The organism is Nocardioides sp. AE5 (genome assembly GCF_031844485.1).
GTDB lineage: Bacteria > Actinomycetota > Actinomycetes > Propionibacteriales > Nocardioidaceae > Nocardioides.
Window position 1 is genome coordinate 129,054 of the sequence record NZ_JAUZVI010000004.1, and the last position, 16,730, is coordinate 145,783.

Sequence of the window (16,730 nt, forward strand, 5' to 3'; positions counted from 1 at the left end):
CGGCTCAGGGACCGGTCTCGGCGTTCGCTGCCTCCAGCAGGGCCATCACGTCCTCGGCAGCGACCATGCCGCCGGACATCTTCACCACCCGCCCGATCGGGAACTGGAGCATCATCTGCGCCATCCCCTCCACGTCCTCGACCTCGCCACTGGCACCCTCGAACTCCGCCAGACCTGCCGCGACCAGCGGACCGGCCACCGGATTGGCGAGCACCTCGGCCACGGTGGACTCCAGGTGGAGTGGCTCGGCGATCGGCTCGGCCTGGATCGCCATGGAGCCGTGCAGGCGCAGGTCACGGCTCGAGGCGCCCAGGTGGACGTCGTACTCCCCCGCCTCGATGCGCCAGCCCAGCCCGGCGAACCACCGGGCCAGGTCGTCGCGGGCGATCCGGATCTCGACCGGCACCGTGCCTCCCGCCGGCACCTCGACCACGGCGACGCCGGCGAACTCGCGTGGTGGCCGGGCCAGGTGTGAGTCGGCGAGGCCGACATAGGCCTGGACCACCTCGCGACCATCGACGGGCCCGGTGTTGGTCACCTCGGCGCGGACCACTACCTCGTCGCCCTCGACGTCGATCCGCAGGCCGGCGTAGTCGAAGGTGGTGTAGGAGAGGCCGTGGCCGAACGGGTAGCGGACCGGCATGTCGCGGGCGTCGTACCAGCGGTAGCCGACGAAGACGCCCTCGCCGTGGCGCACCCTCAGGCGCTCGCCGCCGAAGTCCAGGAAGGCGGGGGTGTCGGCCAGCCGGAGCGGGATCGTCTCGGCCAGCCTGCCCGAGGGGTTCACCGCGCCGGTGAGCACGTCGGCCAGCGCGGAGCCACCGGCCTGGCCGAGCACCCATCCCTCGACGATGGCCGGGACCCGCTCGGCGAACGGCAGTGCCACCACCCCACCGTTGGAGAGCACCACCACGGTGCGCGGCTGGACGTCGAGCACGGCATCGAGCAGCGCCAGGTGCTCGGGCGGCAGGTCGATGTGGCTGCGGTCGAACCCCTCGGACTCTGCCTCGGGTGGCAGTCCGAGGAAGACCACGGCCACGTCTGCCGCAGCCGCCACCCGGGCTGCCCCGACCCGGTCGTTGCCAGCGGAGGTGACCTGCTCCGATCCCAGCGCGGCGACCAGGGCGTCGCGGGCGTTGTCGATCCGAGTGGGATTGATCCGCGAACTCCCGGCTCCCTGGTAGCGCGGATCGACCGCCATGTCGCCGATCACCGCGACCCGTGCACCGGGCTGCAGCGGCAGCAGCGGTGCACCGTCGGCGGGCTCGTTGCGGAGCAGTACGACGCAGCGTGCCGCGGCCTCGCGGGCCAGCGCGTGGTGGCGCTCGACCCAGTCCTCAGACGTTGCCGGGGAGGCATCGCGCGCGGCAGCGGCGCGCTGTACCAGGGCCACCACCCGCTCGGCGGCCCGGTCCACGAACTGCTCGTCCAGGCGCCCTTGCTCCACCGCGGCCACCACCTCGGCATCGGTGATGCCGCCACAGGCCGGCATCTCCAGATCGAGTCCGGCCGCGACACCGGCAACCCGATCCACCACGGCACCCCAGTCCGAGACGACCAGTCCGTCGAAGCCCCACTCCCCGCGCAGCACCTCGGTCAGCAACCACGGGTCCTGGGAGGCGTGCACTCCGTTGATCCGGTTGTAGGAGCACATCACCGTCCACGGCTTCGCCCGCCGTACGACGCGTTCGAAGGAGCGCAGGTAGAGCTCGCGCAGCGTCCGCTCGTCGACCTCGGCCGAGACCCGGAGCCGTTCGTGCTCCTGGTTGTTGACCGCGAAGTGCTTCAGCGAGGCGCCGACCCCGGCTGCCTGCAGCGCCTCGACGTACGCCGTGCCGAGCAGGCCAGAGAGCAGCGGATCCTCGGAGAAGTACTCGAAGTTGCGCCCGCACAGGGGTGAGCGCTTCAGGTTGATCCCCGGGCCGAGGACGACGGCCACGCCCTCCTGGTGGGCCTCCGCGGCAATGGCGGTGGCCACCCGGGCGACCAGGTCCGCGTCGAAGGAGGAGCCCATCGCCACCGCAGGCGGGAAGCAGGTGGCCGGGACCGAGTCACCGAGCCCGAGGTGGTCGACGCCACCGGTCTGCTTGCGCAGCCCGTGCGGGCCGTCGGTGAGCAGGATCGAGGACACCTGCGGCTCCCCGTCGCGCTCGATGCCCTGGGTGTTCCAGAAATCGGCCCCGGAGAGCAGGGAAGCCTTCTCGGCAAGGCTGAGCGAGGCCACCACTTCGGCGGCGGACGGGGTGGGACGGGACACGACGGCACTCCTGGGTCGGGTTCATCTGGACGGGGATCAGCGGACGGAACGGATGGGCAGCACCGTGATCCCGCCGGCCAGCGCGAAGGCGATCGCGACCGGGAAGAGCGCGGCATAGCTGAAGCCGACGACCACGGCGCCGGCCACGGCCGGGGCGATCGTCTGGGGCAGCACCTGGGCGATGTTGACCACGCCCAGGTCCTTGGCGAACGAGTCCGAGGAGGGCAACACCTCACTCATCAGGGCGGTGTCCACGGCCTGGAAGACGCCGTAGCCGAGGCCGACCACGAAGCCGAAGCCGATGATGCCGCCGACGGTGGCCCACAACCAGGGGATCACCATCGCGACGGCCACCACGAACGCACCGGCAACGACGAAGGCCTTGCGCCGCCCGATCCGGTCCGAGGCGGGTCCGGTGGTCAGCGTGCCGATCAGGATCCCGGCGACGCTGACCAGCCCGACCACGGGGACCAGGCCGACCGCCTCGGAGCGGGTCAGGCCGATGTAGTCCTGGAGCAGGTAGAGCTGGTAGGTCATCACGATGTTGAACCCGGTGTAGAGGCAGAGCCGGCTGAGGAACGCCCAGCCGAAGTCCGGGTGGCGCCGCGGGTTGACCCAGAAGGTGCGCAGGAAGTCGACCACCACGAACGGCGCCCCCGGCGCGGCAGCGGTCGACGGCTCCGGGTTGGCCACCACGAAGGCGACCAGGACCACGGCCACCAGTGCGGCCAGCACGACATAGCCCAGGCCCACGGAGTCCGCGAAGAGGGTGGCCGAGCCCTGGCCGAGCACCGTGCCGACCATCATGCCCAGTCCGATCAGCGCGGCGAAGCGGCCGCGGACGGCGCGCGGCACCCGGTCCGGCAGGATCGCGCTGAGTGGCCCCTGGGCGAAGTTGTAGACCGTCTGGACCGCGCACCAGGCAACCGTGGCCCAGACCAGGGTGTCGGCCAGGGCCAGGCCGACGAAGGCGAAGAACCCCAGCACGGCGGCGCCGCCGATCCACGGCGTACGGAGGCCGAAGCGCGAGCGGGTCCGGTCCGAGATGGCGCCGGCGACCGGTTGCGCGAGCATCGCGAAGACGGCACCGATGGAGGTGACGATCGCGAGGTTGATCTCCTTGCGGTCCGGGTCGAACGCCTCCACCTGGATCGGCAACAGCACGGCCAGCACCGCGCCCCAGACCGCGAACATGGCGATGTTGGCCGGGGTGGTCCAGAACATCAGCCGGCGCAGGGGTCCGGTGATCTCCACCGGGCCCTCGGTCGAGCCGTCGACCAGCTGTGGTGTGGCCATGGACTCCCGCCTTGAAAACCGAGTATCGTTCGGGATTGAGGGTGACACAGGTCACGCACTCCTGACAAGGTTCGTCTCCGAGGGGGTCCCGATGGCTCGCCGCGGCCCGTACGCCAAAGGCATAGCCCGGCGCGAGCAGATCCTCGACGCAGCGCTCTCCGTGATCGCCGAGCGCGGTTTCGGTCGGACCTCGGTGGCCGACCTGGCCGAGGCCAGCGGCTTGAGCCAACCCGGTCTACTCCACCACTTCGGCTGCAAGGAGGAACTGTTCACCGAGCTGGTGCGCCGCCGGGACGAGGTGACCGCGACCGGGCTGCGACCGGGTGAGGACCTGGTCGGGTTCTTCCTGCGCACGGTCGCCGACAACGCCCGGGTCCCGGGACTGGTCGAGCTCTACACGCGCCTCTCTGCCGAGGCCACTGACCCGGACCACGCCGCACACGGCTTCTTCACCGAGCGGTACGCCGAGGCGCGGGGTCTGTTGGGGGGCCTCCTCGAGGACCTGCGTGAGCAGGGCGAACTCCCGGCGTACGTCGATCCCGCGGCCACCGCCGCTGCGCTGCTCGCGCTGGCCGACGGGCTCCAGGTGCAGTGGTTGCTCGATCCGGACCTGGACATGGCCGGGGTGCTGGACGCTACCTGGCGCGCGATCCGCGGGCCCCGGTCCCCCTCCCCCGACCCCACCAACTCCCCTTGTAACGCGGGGTCATCGTCGCTTGAGTAGTGGTGCGACACGCTCCTTCGTCAACACCACCGCACAAGTGCATCGAGATCAGTGCAGCGGCGCCGCAAAGGTTGCGGAGCGTAGCAGGATCAGACGCGGTGCAATCTCCGCGCCGCTTCGGCGACCGAGCCGGAGACGGAGGGATAGACGGTGAAGACCTGGGCGAGCTGGTCGACCGAGAGCGACTCGCCGACGGCGATCGCCACGGGATGGATCAGCTCCGAGGCGCGAGGGCCGACCACGACTCCGCCAACGACGATCCCGGTGCTCGGGCGGCAGAAGAGCTTCACGAAGCCATCACTGACGCCCTGCATCTTCGCCCGGGGATTGCCAGCCAGCGGCAGGAGCACGCTCTCGGCCTCGATCTCCCCGGCGTCGACCGCCTGCTGCGACCAGCCGACCGTGGCGATCTCGGGCGCGGTGAAGACGTTGGAGGAGACCTTCTTCAGGTCCAGCGGGGTGACCGCATCGCCGAGGAAGTGCCACATCGCGATCCGGCCCTGCATCCCGGCCACCGAGGCAAGCATGAGTACGCCGGTGCAGTCACCCGCGGCGTACACCCCACGGGCAGAGGTCCGCGAGACCTTGTCCACGGCGATGAAGCCGCCCTCGTCCACCTCGACACCGGCCTCCTCCAGCCCCAGGTCCGAGGTGTTCGGCACGGAGCCGAGGGCCAGGATGCAGTGCGACCCGGTCACGGTGCGGCCATCGGTCAGGGTGACCGTGACCGTGTCGCCATCGCGGACCACGGACTCCATCCGGGACCGCGACAGCACGTTCATCCCCTTGCGCACCGCGACGTCCTCCAGGACGGCGGAGGCGTCGGCGTCCTCCCCGGGCAACACCCGGTCGCGCGAGGAGACCAAGGTGACCTCGATGCCGAGCGCCAGGTAGGCGGAGGCGAATTCGGCGCCGGTGACGCCGGAGCCGACCACGATCAGGTGCTCGGGGGCCTCGGACAAGTCATAGACCTGCTCCCAGGTGAGGATCCGTTCCCCGTCCGGTTGCGCCGTGGGCAGGGTCCGGGGTGACGCACCGGTGGCGAGTAGTACGGCGTCCGCCTCGAGGACCTGGCGTGCCCCGTCGGCATCGGTGACCTCGATCCGGTCCGGCGCGACCAACCGGCCGCGTCCCCGGATCACCCGGACCCCGTCCCGCTCCAGGCGCCGGGCGATGTCGGCGGACTGCTCGGCCGCGAGGCGGCGTACCCGGTCGTTGACCCGGGCCAGGTCGACCCGCAGGCTGGTCGCCGGGTCACCGCCACTGCTGGTGAGGGCGACGCCGAGCTCGCTCGCGCCGGCGACCTCGGTCATCACCTCGGCCGTGGCGATCAGGGTCTTGCTGGGGACACAGTCGGTGAGCACGGCGGAGCCACCGAGGCCGTCACTGTCGACCACGGTGACCGCGGCACCGAGCTGGGCGGCGACCAGGGCTGCCTCATAGCCGCCCGGGCCGCCTCCGATGACGACGACGTGGTCCGTGGTCACCGCCGCGACCTCAGAAGTTGATCATGTGGCCGGTGATGCCGTGCACTGCTTCCTTGACCGCCTCCGAGAGGGTCGGGTGGGCGAAGACGTTGCGGGCGACCTCGTCGGCGGTGAGGTCCCACTGCTGGGCCAGGGTCAGCACCGGCAGTTGCTCGGTGACGTCGGGGCCGATCATGTGCGCACCAAGGAACTCGTTGTGCTCGGCGTCGGCGACCACCTTGACGAAGCCGACCGCCTCGCCGAGGCCCTGGGCCTTGCCGTTGGCCGAGAAGGGGAAGGTCGCCGTCTTGACGTCGTACCCCTTCTCCTTCGCCTGGGCCTCGGAATAGCCGAAGGAGCCGATCTGCGGCTGGCAGTAGGTGGCCCGCGGGATCATGTCGAAGTCGATCTCCTGGGTCTCGGCCCCGGCGATCGTCTCGGCAGCGACGATGCCCATCGCCTCTGCGGCGTGGGCGAGCATGAACTTCGCGGTCACGTCGCCGATCGCATAGATGCCCTCGACGTTGGTGCGCCCGCGACCGTCGACGGCGATCGCGCCCCGGTCGGTGAGCTCGACGCCAGCGGCGTCCAGACCGTATCCCTCGACGTTCGGCGCGAACCCGAAGGCGGACAGCATCCGGTCGGCCTCGATCACCTCGGCGTCACCACCGGCGGCTGGGCTGACGGTGACCTTCACGCCCGAGCCGGTGTCCTCGACGCCCTCCACCTTGGTGGAGAGCAGCACCTTGATGCCGAGCTTCTTGTAGTGCTTGAGCAGCTCCTTGGAGATGTCCGCGTCCTCGGTGGGCACCATCCGGTCGGCGAACTCGACGATGGTGACGTCCACGCCGAAGTTGGCCAGCACATAGGCGAACTCGACGCCGATCGCGCCGGAGCCACCAATCACGATCGAGCCGGGCAGCTCCTCGTCGAGGATCTGCTCCTCATAGGTGACCACGTTCTTGCTGGTCTCGATGCCGGGCAGCAGCCGGGAGTGCGCTCCGGTGGCGATGATCAGGTTGTCGAACGTGTACGACGTGGTGCTGCCTTCGTCGTCGACCACGTCGATGCTCTTGGCGCCGGTCAGGGTGCCCCGGCCGTTGATCTCGGTGATCTTGTTCTTCTTCATCAGGAAGTGGACGCCCTTGACGATGCCGGCGCTGACCTGGCGGGACCGCTTGTGCGTGGGGCCATAGGACATGGTGGCGTCACCCTCGATGCCGAACTTCGCCTTGTCGTGGGTGAGCGTGTGCGCGAGTTCGGCGTTCTTGAGCAGCGCCTTGGACGGGATGCAGCCGACGTTGAGGCAGACACCGCCCCAGTACTTCTCTTCGACGACTGCGACGGACAGGCCGAGTTGGGCCGCGCGGATCCCCGCGACATAACCACCGGGACCGGCACCAAGGACGAGGACATTGAAGTGGGTCACGGGACCAGACTAACCATCCGCACACGACGGCGGGAGGGCGAGGCGTTCCGCCCGGCCGGTGGCGATGGCCTAACCTCGTCGGGTGACCTTGTACGCCGCCTACGGGACCAACCTCGATCCCCTCCGGATGGGCGAGCGCTGTCCCCACTCCCCCCTGCAGACCACCGGCTGGCTGACCGGCTGGCGCCTCACCTTCGGCGGGGAGGAGCACGGCTGGGATGGCGCCCTGACCACGATCGTGCAGGACCCGTTCGAGCAGGTCTTCGTCGCCGTGTACGACGTGACCCCACGTGACGAATCGGTCCTGGACGGCTGGGAGATGGCCGATTCCGGTCTCTACCGCAAGACCCGGGTGCGGGTCTCGACGCTGCTCGGCGAATCGGTGGCCTGGGCCTACGTCCTGGACGCCTTCGAGGGCGGCCTTCCCTCGGCGTACAACATCGGAGTGCTGGCGGACGCCGCGGAGGCCGCGGGCGCCCCCGACGACTACGTCGCGGGCCTGCGTGCGCGGCCATGTCGGACCACGGGGACCTGACGAGCTGCAGATGTCCACACGATTCTTCCCACGGCGCCCGGCATTGGTCGAGGTACTGAAGTTCCTCACCGTCGGCGCCGGGGCGACCATCGTCGCCCTGGTCGGGTTCAACCACCTGGTGCACGGGCTGGGGCCCGGCTCGGGACGCCTGCACGAGCGACCGATCGAGGCCTACATCCTGGCCAACCTGCTGGGTGGCCTGGTGGCGTACGCCGGCCTGCGGGCCTGGGCATTCCGTGAGCGCCAGGTGCGTGGTGCGGTCAGCGGACCAGTGGCGTTCTTCTCGATCGGCGCGGCGACGATGGTGATCCCGGTGATCTGCTTGGCCATCAGCCGCTACCTCCTGCGCCTGGACGACCCGCTCTCGGACAATCTCTCCGCCAACGTGATCGGGCTCGGCCTGGGCAATCTGGCCAGGTGGTGGGCCTTCCGTGCCTTCGTCTTCCTCGCCCCCGAGGGGCGGTCGGCATGAATGCTCCCGTCCTGCCCACCGAGACCCGCACCGACGGCCCGCGCCGCTCCTCGGGGCTCGATGCGGTGCGCACCCTCCTGGTTGCGTGGATCATCGGCGGCCATGCCGTCCTGGGGTATTCGGCCGTCGGCGGCTGGGCCTGGGACGAGGTGCAGGAGACCACCCTGCACCCGAAGGTCGAACTGGCCCTGGCCGCAGTGATCGGTCCCAGCGCTCTCTTCCTGATGGGCACCTTCTTCCTGATCGCGGGCCTCTTCACCCCGGCCTCGGCAGCGCGGAAGGGATCCCGGCGGTTCGCGACCGATCGGCTGCTGCGCCTCGGGCTCCCCTTCATCGTCTTCGCCCTGGCCGTCTGGCCGATCTGCATGTGGGTGGCCTATCGCTCGGCCGGCGAGAGGGTCGGCTATGCGTTCCTGCTCACCGGGCGGGACAGGTTCGTGGACTCGGGCGGCCTCTGGTTCGTCGAGGTGCTGCTCATCTTCACGCTTGGCTACCTGGCCTGGCACAGGTGGGGTCCGGCACCGACCTCCCTGCCCCGCCCCCTGAGCCTGGCCGCGACAACCCGGTGGGCACTGACCATCGCCGTGACCACCTTCGTGGTCCGCCTGGTCTTCTCCGCACGCGGCCACCAGGTCCTCGACCTGCACGTATGGCAGTGGCCGCAACTGGCCGGCATGTTCGCGATCGGGGTGGCAGGAGCGCGCCAAGGCCTTGCCGAACACGTCCCGGAGCCGTTGGGCCGTGCCAGCGGCTGGATCACCTTGGCCTGCCTGGTGACCGGTCCCGCGGTCGCCTTGCTCCTGGGCGTCGACGACCTCGATGCCGATGCCGGCCCCTTCCTCGGCGGCTGGCACCTGGAGTCCGCGCTGCTGGCCCTCTATGAGGGCATGCTCGTCGTCTTCGGGTCCTTGTTCCTGCTCCGCTTCGCGCAACGCCATCTGGACGGCACGGGCCCGATCTGGCGGCGCCTGCAACGCAGCTCGTTCGCCGCCTTCATCCTCCAGGGACCGGTGCTGATCGGGCTGGCCGTGGCCTTCCGTCCCCTGCCCCTGATCGCCGAGGTCAAAGCGGCGACCCTGCTGGTCACCGGCCTGGTCGCTTCCTTCGCGCTGGGCTGGTTGCTGGTCAGTCGGACCCGGATCGGCAAGATCGTCTGAGCGGCGACTGCTCAGGCGACCAACTGAGCCGTGATCACCAGGTTGTCCACGGCCGCGGAGCCATCGGGGCGCTGCTGACAGGTGATCACCACGAGACGCCCCGAACTCTCATCGAAGAGGTGCCCCTGGGCGCCGAGGTCGAACTTCGCCACCGTCAGGTCCCCGGTCACCAGCCAGGTGTGATCGCCGATGACGATCTCTGCCCCCTGCTCGAGGCGCGAGGACTGGGACTCGACGTCGATCAGGTGATTGCCCGGGCCCACCCCCCCACGCAGGGAGTGCATCACCACATAGACCGTCCCCTCGGCAGCTTCGTCAAGGGGCACACCGAGGTTGCGGACCAGGTATGCGGAGGTGAAGCCGGGCGGGTTGATCGTGTTGTCGACCACGTCGAGCCCACCGAGCGGGACGTCGAGGTCGGCCTCGGGGACGCGGAACCGCTCCCCCTCGTCATCGACGGCGCGCATCCGCTCAAGCTGGTCATCGGTGGGCACGGTCCCCGGCTCGAGCGCCACCGGATCGCCGTTCAGGTCCCGCGTGGTCACGTCGTCGTCGGGGGCGAGGAGACGCCAGGCACCGATCACGACCAGCAGCGCCGCTACCGCCGCGACGGCGATGGTGGCGATCCGTTCCATCCGGCTGCGACTCATGTGCTCACGATCTCACTGTGCGGAAACTTCCCCCGACGACATAGGTAAAGATACCCTAAGTTAGGTTGTACTCATCTCGGGATCCCGTCTCGTCATTCATCAAGGAGCACGCTCGTGGATTCGCACGCATCCCCCGCCTGGTGGAGGAGGTTTGCTGCCGCCCTCTCGGCCGTGGCACTCACCCTTGCTGGCCTGGCCCTCATGGCCCCTGCCCACGCCGCTGGCGGCTGGGAGACCACGGCCACCGTGACCGGTGCCTCCGAGGCCGACGGCCTCACCGTGGAGATCAACGGCACCAACTACACCAACCTGCCCGAATCCACGAGCGCAGGCCCGTCCATGGGCGTCTACGTCGCCCTGGTGCCCACCACCGCGACGTACGCCGACATCAATCCGCCGGCCACTCCCCCGGCCAGCGACTGGGTGATGTCCCTGCCCGGCGACGCCTTCACCAAGAGCCTCACCGCCCCCACCAGCTCGCTCTCCGCGGACAAGGACTACAAGGTCGTCGTCTGGCGCGCCCACGGCGACCTCACCGAGGGCACCTTCATCGACGAGGCACCAGTCAACCTCACCGACGAGCAGAAGGAAGCACTCTTCCCGGGCTCGACCGCTCCCGACCTCGAGACCACCGCTCGGGTGACCGGCGCGAGCCAGGCAGACGGGCTGAGCATCGAGGTGAAGGGCACCGGCTACCTCGACCTGCCGACGCCGACCTCAGACCGCGCCGGTGGCATCTACGCCGCGCTGATCCCCGCCGACGGGACCTTCCAGGACCTCAACGACCGGGCCTACCTCGCCGTCGCCGCCGTCTCCACGATCACCGACGGAGTCTTCACGGCCACCGTCAACGCGGCCGCGGCCAAGCTCTCCTCCGACGACGTCGCCTACAAGATCGTCACCTGGTCGGCACACGGCAACATCACCGAGGACACCTTCATCGACGAGGTCCCGGTCACGCTAACCGACGATCAGGTCGAGGCCCTCTTCCCGGCGCCTGCCAAGGAGCTCACCACCACGGCCACCGTGACCGGTGCCTCCGAGGCCGACGGCCTCACCGTCAAGGTCGACGGCACCGGCTACACCGACCTGCCCCCCTCCACCTCGGGCATGGCCGGTGGAATCTACGCCGCACTGGTCCCTGCCGGAGCCAGCCAGGCCGACATCAGCAACCGCAGCGCCATCCTCGACGTCGCAGCCATCCGTAGCCTCCCCGACGGCGGCTTCACCGCAACCCTCAACGCGACCCCCGACCAGCTCGACCCGAACACGTCCTACGAGGTCATCACCTGGGTCGCCCACGGCAACCTCACCGACGCAACCCACCTGGCCACCGTCGCGATCACCCTCACCGACGCACAACGCGCCGTGCTCTTCCCGGGCTCCGCGGAGGAGACCGACGAACTCGACACGACCGCAACCGTCACCGGGGCCGACGCCACCGACGGCCTCACCGTCAAGGTCGACGGCACCGGCTACTCGGACCTGCCCAAGGCCTCCTCCGGCAAGGATGCCGTGGGCATCTACGTCGCCCTGCGCGACACCTCGATCAGCGACGAAGAGCTCAACGCCGACACCGAGCTGGCCGCCAAGGTGAACTTCCTCTTCGGCCGGATGGCAATCACCAACGGCACCTTCTCCACGGACGTCATCGCCACCGTCGACAAGCTCGACAAGGATGCCGATTACGAGATCGTCGTCTGGGCAGCCCACGGCAACCTCACCGCCGACACCCACCTGGCCACCGTCGCGATCACCCTCACCGATGCCCAGAAGGACGCCCTCTTCGGGACCGAGGACGGCGATGGGGACGAGGACGGAGACACACCTGGCACCTCGGGACCCAAGGTCACCGTGAGCTCCTCGCAGATCACGGCCGGCGCCACCCTGACCATCCGGGGTTCGGGCTTCAAGCCCGGCGAGAAGGTGGCCGCCACCGTCCATTCCGAGCCGGTCTCCCTCGGCACGAAGGCGGCCAACTCGGCCGGCAACGTGGTCTTCACCTGGAAGGTGCCGACCGACTTCGAGGTGGGCAGGCACCGTGTCGAACTCGTCGCCGCCAGTGGCACCGCGACGCTCAACTTCACCGTCGCCGCCGCGGCCCCGACCGTGACCTGCCGGATGGAGACGGTCCCTGCCACCGCCGGTACGCCACACCTCACCTGGGGCGTGAAGTCCTCGTTCGTCACCTACATGGAAGGTGGCGTCGCCAAGGGTTCCATCAGCGTCTCCAACGGCGCGGCTCGCAGCGGCAACGCCTTCACCTGGGGCGCCGGCTCGGGTTCGCTGAGCTCGTCCGGCCGGGGCACCGTCAGCTTCCCGGGCACCGTCCACTTCACCGGCCACGCGGGAGCACTGAAAACCCGGCTGTCGAACCTGCGTGTGGTCAGCAGCGGCGGCGGCAACGGCACCATGGTCGCCGACGTCGTGTCGCAGGACATGGACGGCAACAACACCGGTGGCAACAACATCACCATCGCGGACCTGAAGTTCTCCAACGCCTCCAGCAGCGGCGCGAAGGCCTCGGCCACACTCACTGCAGCCGGTGCCCGCGCGTTCTCCAACTTCTACAACGCCGGTGACCCGTTGGACGCCCTGACCGTGTCCTTCTCGGGCGCGAAGGCCGCCTCGACGCAGGAGGTCTGCTATGACGCGGACGGCAACCGGGTCAACCCCGACGGTTCGGAGTTCACCGGGGAGGGCGCACTCAACGCCAACCTCGGCGGCCATGCCCTGGGCCAGGGTACGTCGGCCGGTGGCCTCGAGCTGATCGGTGCGGGGCTCCTGATGGCGGTGCTGCTGATGGTGCGCCGTCGGTTCAGCACTCTCTGATCACCGCACCACCTGATTGATCCCTCGGGGTGGGGTGCCGACTCATGAGTTGGCGCCCCACCCCGGCACCCGTTCCAGCGCGGCACCCACCGCAGGAGACCTGAGATGAAGAACCACCACCGCCTCGCAGCGGGCATCACCGCCGTCCTGATCCTCCTCGGCGGCTGCGCGACGACCGACCGTGGCACGGGACTCGAAGGCACCGAGGAGAACACCTCCACCGCAGCGCCGGCACCGGATGCCTCGAACGCACTGGAACTGACCGGGCCCGCAAAGGCGGCCACGATCCCCGACATGGCCCCCGTGGTCACGGATCCGCAGACGTCCTTCCCCGCGACGGTCACCGACGCCACCGGCAAGGCGGTCACCATCACCAGCGCCGACCGGGTGCTGGCCCTCGACCTCTACGGGACCCTCACCGACACGATCATCGGGCTCGGCCTGGTGGACCGGCTCGTCGGGCGGGCGAACTCCGACCTCAACCCCCTGATGGCCGACCTGCCCGTGATCACCTCGGGCGGGCACGACCTGAGCATCGAGGCGATCCTCTCGCTGCGCCCGGACCTGGTGCTCACCAACACCACGATCGGCAGCGAGGCCAACTATCGGCAACTCGAGTCGGCCGGCGTCACTGTCGTCCGCTTCGAGCTCGTGCCCAGCTTCGAGGCCATCGACGGCACCATCGACCTCGTCGCCCAGAGCATGGGCGCCTCCGAACATGCCGCGGAACTCATCACCGCCGTTGACGCCGAGATGATCGCAGCCCGCACCGAGATCGAGGCAATGCGGGCCGCCACTCCCCGCACCCCCAAGGCCGTGGTGCTCTATGTGCGCGGCACGGCCGGGATCTTCTTCATCCTCGGTCGTGACTACGGCGCGAGCGACGTCCTCGAAGCGCTCGGCCTGGCCGATGTTGCTGCCGCCAATGGCATCACGGACCTCAAGCCTGCGAACGCCGAGGCATTGGTCAGTCTGAACCCGGAGATCGTGCTCGCCATGTCACACGGCATCGAATCGGCCGGCGGCGTGGACGGCTTCCTCAAGCGTCCTGGCATGTCAGCAACCACGGCAGGGCAGAATCGTCGCGTGATCAGTGCCGCAGACAACCAGTTGCTCGCCTATGGACCGCGGACCCCCGCGAGTCTCCTCGCCCTGGCCAAGGCCATCTACACGGACGACAAGTGAGCTCGACGACCTCAGCCCCCTCCACCACTGCTCCGCCCACGACCGGCCAGGGCAGGGGACGCACACCGGCACCGGGTGGGCCCAAGCGGGTGCGCGTCGCCGTGGTGACCCTGATCCTGGTCGCTGCCGTCCTCGGGGTGGTCATGCTCTCCATCGGCTTGGGCCAGTTCGCCACCGCGCCGGGCGACGTGTTCGCCTCGATCCGGCGCGTGGTCTTCAACGGGGCCGACCCGCTCGACAACCAGGTGGACGCGGTCCTGTGGAACATCCGCTTCCCGCGCATCGCGCTGGGCCTGCTCGCTGGCGCCGCCCTGGCGGTGGCAGGCGCCGTGATGCAGGGCGTCTTCGCCAACCCCCTCGCCGAGCCGAGCATCATCGGGGTCAACGCCGGCGCCTCGGTCGGGGCAACACTGGTGCTGGTGCTGGGTGCCGCCGTCACCTCGCCGTGGTTGCTGCCGGGCGCGGCGTTCCTCGGCGCGATCGTGGTCACCGTCGTGGTGTGGGCCTTCGCCCGCACCGGGGGCAAGGCCGCCGTGCTGACCCTGGTGCTCACCGGCATCGCGATCAACGCGATCGCCTCCGCCGGCACCAGCTTCCTGATCTTCCTGGGCGACACCACGGCGCGCGAACAGGTCATCTTCTGGCAACTGGGGACACTCTCCAATGCCACCTGGGAAGCGGTCGGGATCACCCTGGTGATCTTCACTGCCGGGTTCATCGGTTGCATGGTGATCCGCCGCCCGATCGATGTCCTCTCCCTGGGCGATGCATCGGCATCTGCGTCAGGCATCCACGTCGAGCGCTTGCGCCTGGTCGCCATCCTGCTCGCCTGCCTGCTCACCGGCGTCGCCGTCGCGTTCGGCGGCATCATTGCCTTCGTCGGCCTGATCGTGCCGCACACGATCAGGTTGATGGTCGGCCCCTCGCACCGCTACCTGGTGCCGCTCTCCGCGCTGGGCGGCGCGGTCCTGCTGGCAGCGGCCGACATCGCGACACGCAACCTGATCGCCTTCTCCGACCTGCCGATCGGCATCTTCACCGCCATCGTCGGTGGTCCCCTCTTCCTGCTCCTGCTCAGGCGCACCCTGCACGGCCAGGGAGGGTTGCGCTGATGGGCGGGATGACCCTGTCCGGCATCGAGGTGCGGATCGGGCAACGCAAGATCCTCGACGACGTCACGGTGGAGTTCCCCGCCGGCAAGGTCACCGTCGTGATCGGGCCGAACGGCGCGGGCAAGTCGACCATGCTGGCTGTCGCTGCCGGCAGCATCAAGCCCCACGCCGGCGTTGCCCGGCTCGGCGACGACGACCTGCGCCACCTGCCCGCCCGCCAGGCGGCACGGCGTCGGGCCGTGATGCCGCAAGACAGCCATGTCGCCTTCCCCTTCACGGTCCGCGAGGTCGTCGAGATGGGCCGTACGCCGTGGTCCGGCAGCAGTCCCGCGGACCGCGACATCTGCGACGAGGCGCTTGAACTGACCCAGATGACTGCCATGGCTGACCGGGAGATCACCACACTGTCCGGCGGCGAGCGGCAACGGGCTGCCCTTGCCCGGGTGATCACCCAGGCCACCCCGGTGGACACGGAGTCGGTGATCCTGCTCGACGAGCCGACCTCGGCGATGGACATCGGGCATGCCGAGGCGACCCTCTCGCTGGCCCGGGACTTGGCCCGTCGTGGTGCGGCGATCGGAATCGTGCTGCACGACATCGACTCGGCAGCCGCCTTCGCGGACCAGGTGGTGCTGATGCACCACGGCCAGGTCCACGTCGCGGGCACGGTCGGCGACGTGTGCCGCGCCGAGACCCTGTCCGACGTCTACGAGACGCCGATCGAGGTCTTCGAGCGCGACGGCCGGGTGCACGTCACCCCGCGGCGTTGAGGCTTCCGCCAGACGTCCGGGCTCTGGATAGAGTGCTGTCGTGAGCACTGAACCCTCCAGCACCGGACTCGCCCATGAGGCGGCAACCGAACTCGCCCGCCGCACCGGCGTCGAGCACCATGACGTCGCCCTGGTGCTGGGTTCGGGCTGGCTACCTGCCGTCGACGCGCTGGGCGAGGTGACCAGCGAGGTCGACGCTGCCGACCTGCCCGGCTTCGCTCCGCCCGGCGTGGCCGGCCACTCGGGCAAGGTCAGGTCGGTCCGCGCAGGCAATCGCAACCTGCTCGTCTTCCTCGGCCGGACCCACTTCTACGAGGGACGTGGCGTGGCTGCGGTGGTGCACGGCGTACGGACCGCGGCTGCTGCCGGGTGCCGGGCGATCGTGCTCACCAACGGCTGCGGCGGCCTGCGCGAGACCTGGCAGCCGGGCACGCCCGTCCTGATCAGTGACCACATCAACCTGACTGCGACCAGCCCGATCGAGGGCGCCAACTTCGTCGACCTGACCGATCTCTACAGCCCGCGCCTGCGTGCACTGTGCAGCGAGGTGGAGCCGGAACTGGACGAGGGCGTCTACGTGCAGTTCCCCGGCCCCCACTACGAGACACCGGCCGAGGTCCGGATGGTCCGCGCCATCGGCGGCGACCTGGTCGGGATGAGCACCACCCTGGAGGCGATCGCCGCCCGGGAAGCGGGACTGGAGGTGCTCGGGATCAGCCTGGTCACCAACCTCGCTGCCGGGATCAGCCCGGCTCCCCTCAACCATGAAGAGGTCCTCGAGGCTGGCCGCGCGGCCGCCACCCGGATGGGCGACCTCCTGGGCCGGATCGTGCCGCTGATCTGAC

The 16,730-nt window shown here is 69.6% G+C and carries 14 protein-coding genes; 9 read left to right on the forward strand and 5 right to left on the reverse strand.

Going from position 1 to position 16,730, the window contains the following annotated elements; all coding sequences use genetic code 11:
* Window positions 1–4: 4 nt before the first annotated feature.
* Together Q9R27_RS08205 and Q9R27_RS08210 are read right to left on the reverse strand one after the other, a co-directional pair.
* Window positions 5–2,257 carry a glycoside hydrolase family 3 C-terminal domain-containing protein gene (locus Q9R27_RS08205; RefSeq protein ID WP_311251873.1) on the reverse strand — a complete coding sequence of 751 codons (2,253 nt, stop codon included), beginning with the start codon at window positions 2,255–2,257 and terminating at the stop codon, window positions 5–7.
* 36 nt (window positions 2,258–2,293) lie between these two features.
* A complete protein-coding gene (locus Q9R27_RS08210) occupies window positions 2,294–3,553 on the reverse strand; it encodes an MFS transporter (protein ID WP_311251874.1) in 1,260 nt (419 codons plus the stop codon).
* A gap of 91 nt (window positions 3,554–3,644) precedes the next feature.
* Here Q9R27_RS08210 and Q9R27_RS08215 point away from each other — a divergent pair, with 91 nt between their 5' ends.
* Window positions 3,645–4,277 carry a helix-turn-helix domain-containing protein gene (locus tag Q9R27_RS08215; RefSeq protein ID WP_311251875.1) on the forward strand — a complete coding sequence of 211 codons (633 nt, stop codon included), beginning with the start codon at window positions 3,645–3,647 and terminating at the stop codon, window positions 4,275–4,277.
* An 89-nt stretch (window positions 4,278–4,366) separates the two neighbouring features.
* On the opposite strand, the gene Q9R27_RS08220 is transcribed toward Q9R27_RS08215, so the two are convergent.
* Together Q9R27_RS08220 and lpdA are read right to left on the reverse strand one after the other, a co-directional pair.
* Window positions 4,367–5,764 carry an NAD(P)H-quinone dehydrogenase gene (locus tag Q9R27_RS08220; protein ID WP_311251876.1) on the reverse strand — a complete coding sequence of 466 codons (1,398 nt, stop codon included), beginning with the start codon at window positions 5,762–5,764 and terminating at the stop codon, window positions 4,367–4,369.
* A gap of 10 nt (window positions 5,765–5,774) precedes the next feature.
* Window positions 5,775–7,172, reverse strand: a complete 1,398-nt coding sequence (lpdA, locus tag Q9R27_RS08225; protein ID WP_311251877.1) for a dihydrolipoyl dehydrogenase — start codon at window positions 7,170–7,172, stop codon at window positions 5,775–5,777.
* A gap of 82 nt (window positions 7,173–7,254) precedes the next feature.
* Between lpdA and Q9R27_RS08230 the strand changes: the two genes are divergently transcribed.
* Genes Q9R27_RS08230 through Q9R27_RS08240 form a run of 3 tightly spaced genes read left to right on the forward strand, consistent with a single transcriptional unit; the run spans window position 7,255 to window position 9,336 of the window.
* Window positions 7,255–7,707 carry a gamma-glutamylcyclotransferase family protein gene (locus tag Q9R27_RS08230; RefSeq protein WP_311251878.1) on the forward strand — a complete coding sequence of 151 codons (453 nt, stop codon included), beginning with the start codon at window positions 7,255–7,257 and terminating at the stop codon, window positions 7,705–7,707.
* A 10-nt stretch (window positions 7,708–7,717) separates the two neighbouring features.
* Window positions 7,718–8,179 carry a GtrA family protein gene (locus Q9R27_RS08235; RefSeq protein WP_311251879.1) on the forward strand — a complete coding sequence of 154 codons (462 nt, stop codon included), beginning with the start codon at window positions 7,718–7,720 and terminating at the stop codon, window positions 8,177–8,179.
* Window positions 8,176–9,336 (forward strand): acyltransferase, encoded by a 1,161-nt coding sequence (locus Q9R27_RS08240; protein ID WP_311251880.1) that lies wholly within the window; start codon window positions 8,176–8,178, stop codon window positions 9,334–9,336. Before Q9R27_RS08235 ends, Q9R27_RS08240 begins: the two co-directional genes overlap by 4 nt.
* An 11-nt stretch (window positions 9,337–9,347) precedes the next feature.
* Here the strand turns inward: Q9R27_RS08240 and Q9R27_RS08245 are convergent, their stop codons facing one another.
* Window positions 9,348–9,986, reverse strand: coding sequence for a class F sortase (locus Q9R27_RS08245; RefSeq protein ID WP_311251881.1), 639 nt, complete (start codon window positions 9,984–9,986; stop codon window positions 9,348–9,350).
* 114 nt (window positions 9,987–10,100) lie between these two features.
* On the opposite strand from Q9R27_RS08245, the gene Q9R27_RS08250 reads away from it, so the two are divergent.
* The 5 genes from Q9R27_RS08250 (at window position 10,101) to Q9R27_RS08270 (ending at window position 16,729) form a co-directional block, all read left to right on the forward strand.
* Window positions 10,101–12,818 carry an HtaA domain-containing protein gene (locus tag Q9R27_RS08250; protein WP_311251882.1) on the forward strand — a complete coding sequence of 906 codons (2,718 nt, stop codon included), beginning with the start codon at window positions 10,101–10,103 and terminating at the stop codon, window positions 12,816–12,818.
* 105 nt (window positions 12,819–12,923) lie between these two features.
* On the forward strand, window positions 12,924–14,003 hold the full coding sequence (locus Q9R27_RS08255; RefSeq protein WP_311251883.1) for an ABC transporter substrate-binding protein: 1,080 nt from the start codon (window positions 12,924–12,926) through the stop codon (window positions 14,001–14,003).
* Entirely contained in the window at window positions 14,000–15,115 is a 1,116-nt protein-coding gene (locus Q9R27_RS08260) for an iron ABC transporter permease (protein WP_311251884.1), read from the forward strand. The genes Q9R27_RS08255 and Q9R27_RS08260 overlap by 4 nt, the downstream gene beginning before the upstream one ends.
* Window positions 15,115–15,885: a heme ABC transporter ATP-binding protein gene (locus Q9R27_RS08265; protein WP_311251885.1), complete on the forward strand. Its 771-nt coding sequence runs from the start codon at window positions 15,115–15,117 to the stop codon at window positions 15,883–15,885. Before Q9R27_RS08260 ends, Q9R27_RS08265 begins: the two co-directional genes overlap by 1 nt.
* Before the next feature lie 40 nt (window positions 15,886–15,925).
* The gene (locus tag Q9R27_RS08270; protein WP_311251886.1) at window positions 15,926–16,729 is read left to right on the forward strand and encodes a purine-nucleoside phosphorylase; all 804 of its coding nucleotides are present in this window, start codon (window positions 15,926–15,928) and stop codon (window positions 16,727–16,729) included.
* Window position 16,730: the final 1 nt, after the last annotated feature.

What these genes read in the sequence shown, in the direction of transcription:
- Q9R27_RS08215 (WP_311251875.1), top strand. Translation starts at nt 3,645, where the DNA reads ATGGCTCGCCGCGGCCCGTACGCCAAAGGCATAGCCCGGCGCGAGCAG.
- Q9R27_RS08210 (WP_311251874.1), bottom strand. Translation starts at nt 3,553, where the DNA reads ATGGCCACACCACAGCTGGTCGACGGCTCGACCGAGGGCCCGGTGGAG.
- Q9R27_RS08245 (WP_311251881.1), bottom strand. Translation starts at nt 9,986, where the DNA reads ATGAGTCGCAGCCGGATGGAACGGATCGCCACCATCGCCGTCGCGGCG.
- Q9R27_RS08235 (WP_311251879.1), top strand. Translation starts at nt 7,718, where the DNA reads ATGTCCACACGATTCTTCCCACGGCGCCCGGCATTGGTCGAGGTACTG.
- Q9R27_RS08265 (WP_311251885.1), top strand. Translation starts at nt 15,115, where the DNA reads ATGGGCGGGATGACCCTGTCCGGCATCGAGGTGCGGATCGGGCAACGC.
- Q9R27_RS08255 (WP_311251883.1), top strand. Translation starts at nt 12,924, where the DNA reads ATGAAGAACCACCACCGCCTCGCAGCGGGCATCACCGCCGTCCTGATC.
- Q9R27_RS08240 (WP_311251880.1), top strand. Translation starts at nt 8,176, where the DNA reads ATGAATGCTCCCGTCCTGCCCACCGAGACCCGCACCGACGGCCCGCGC.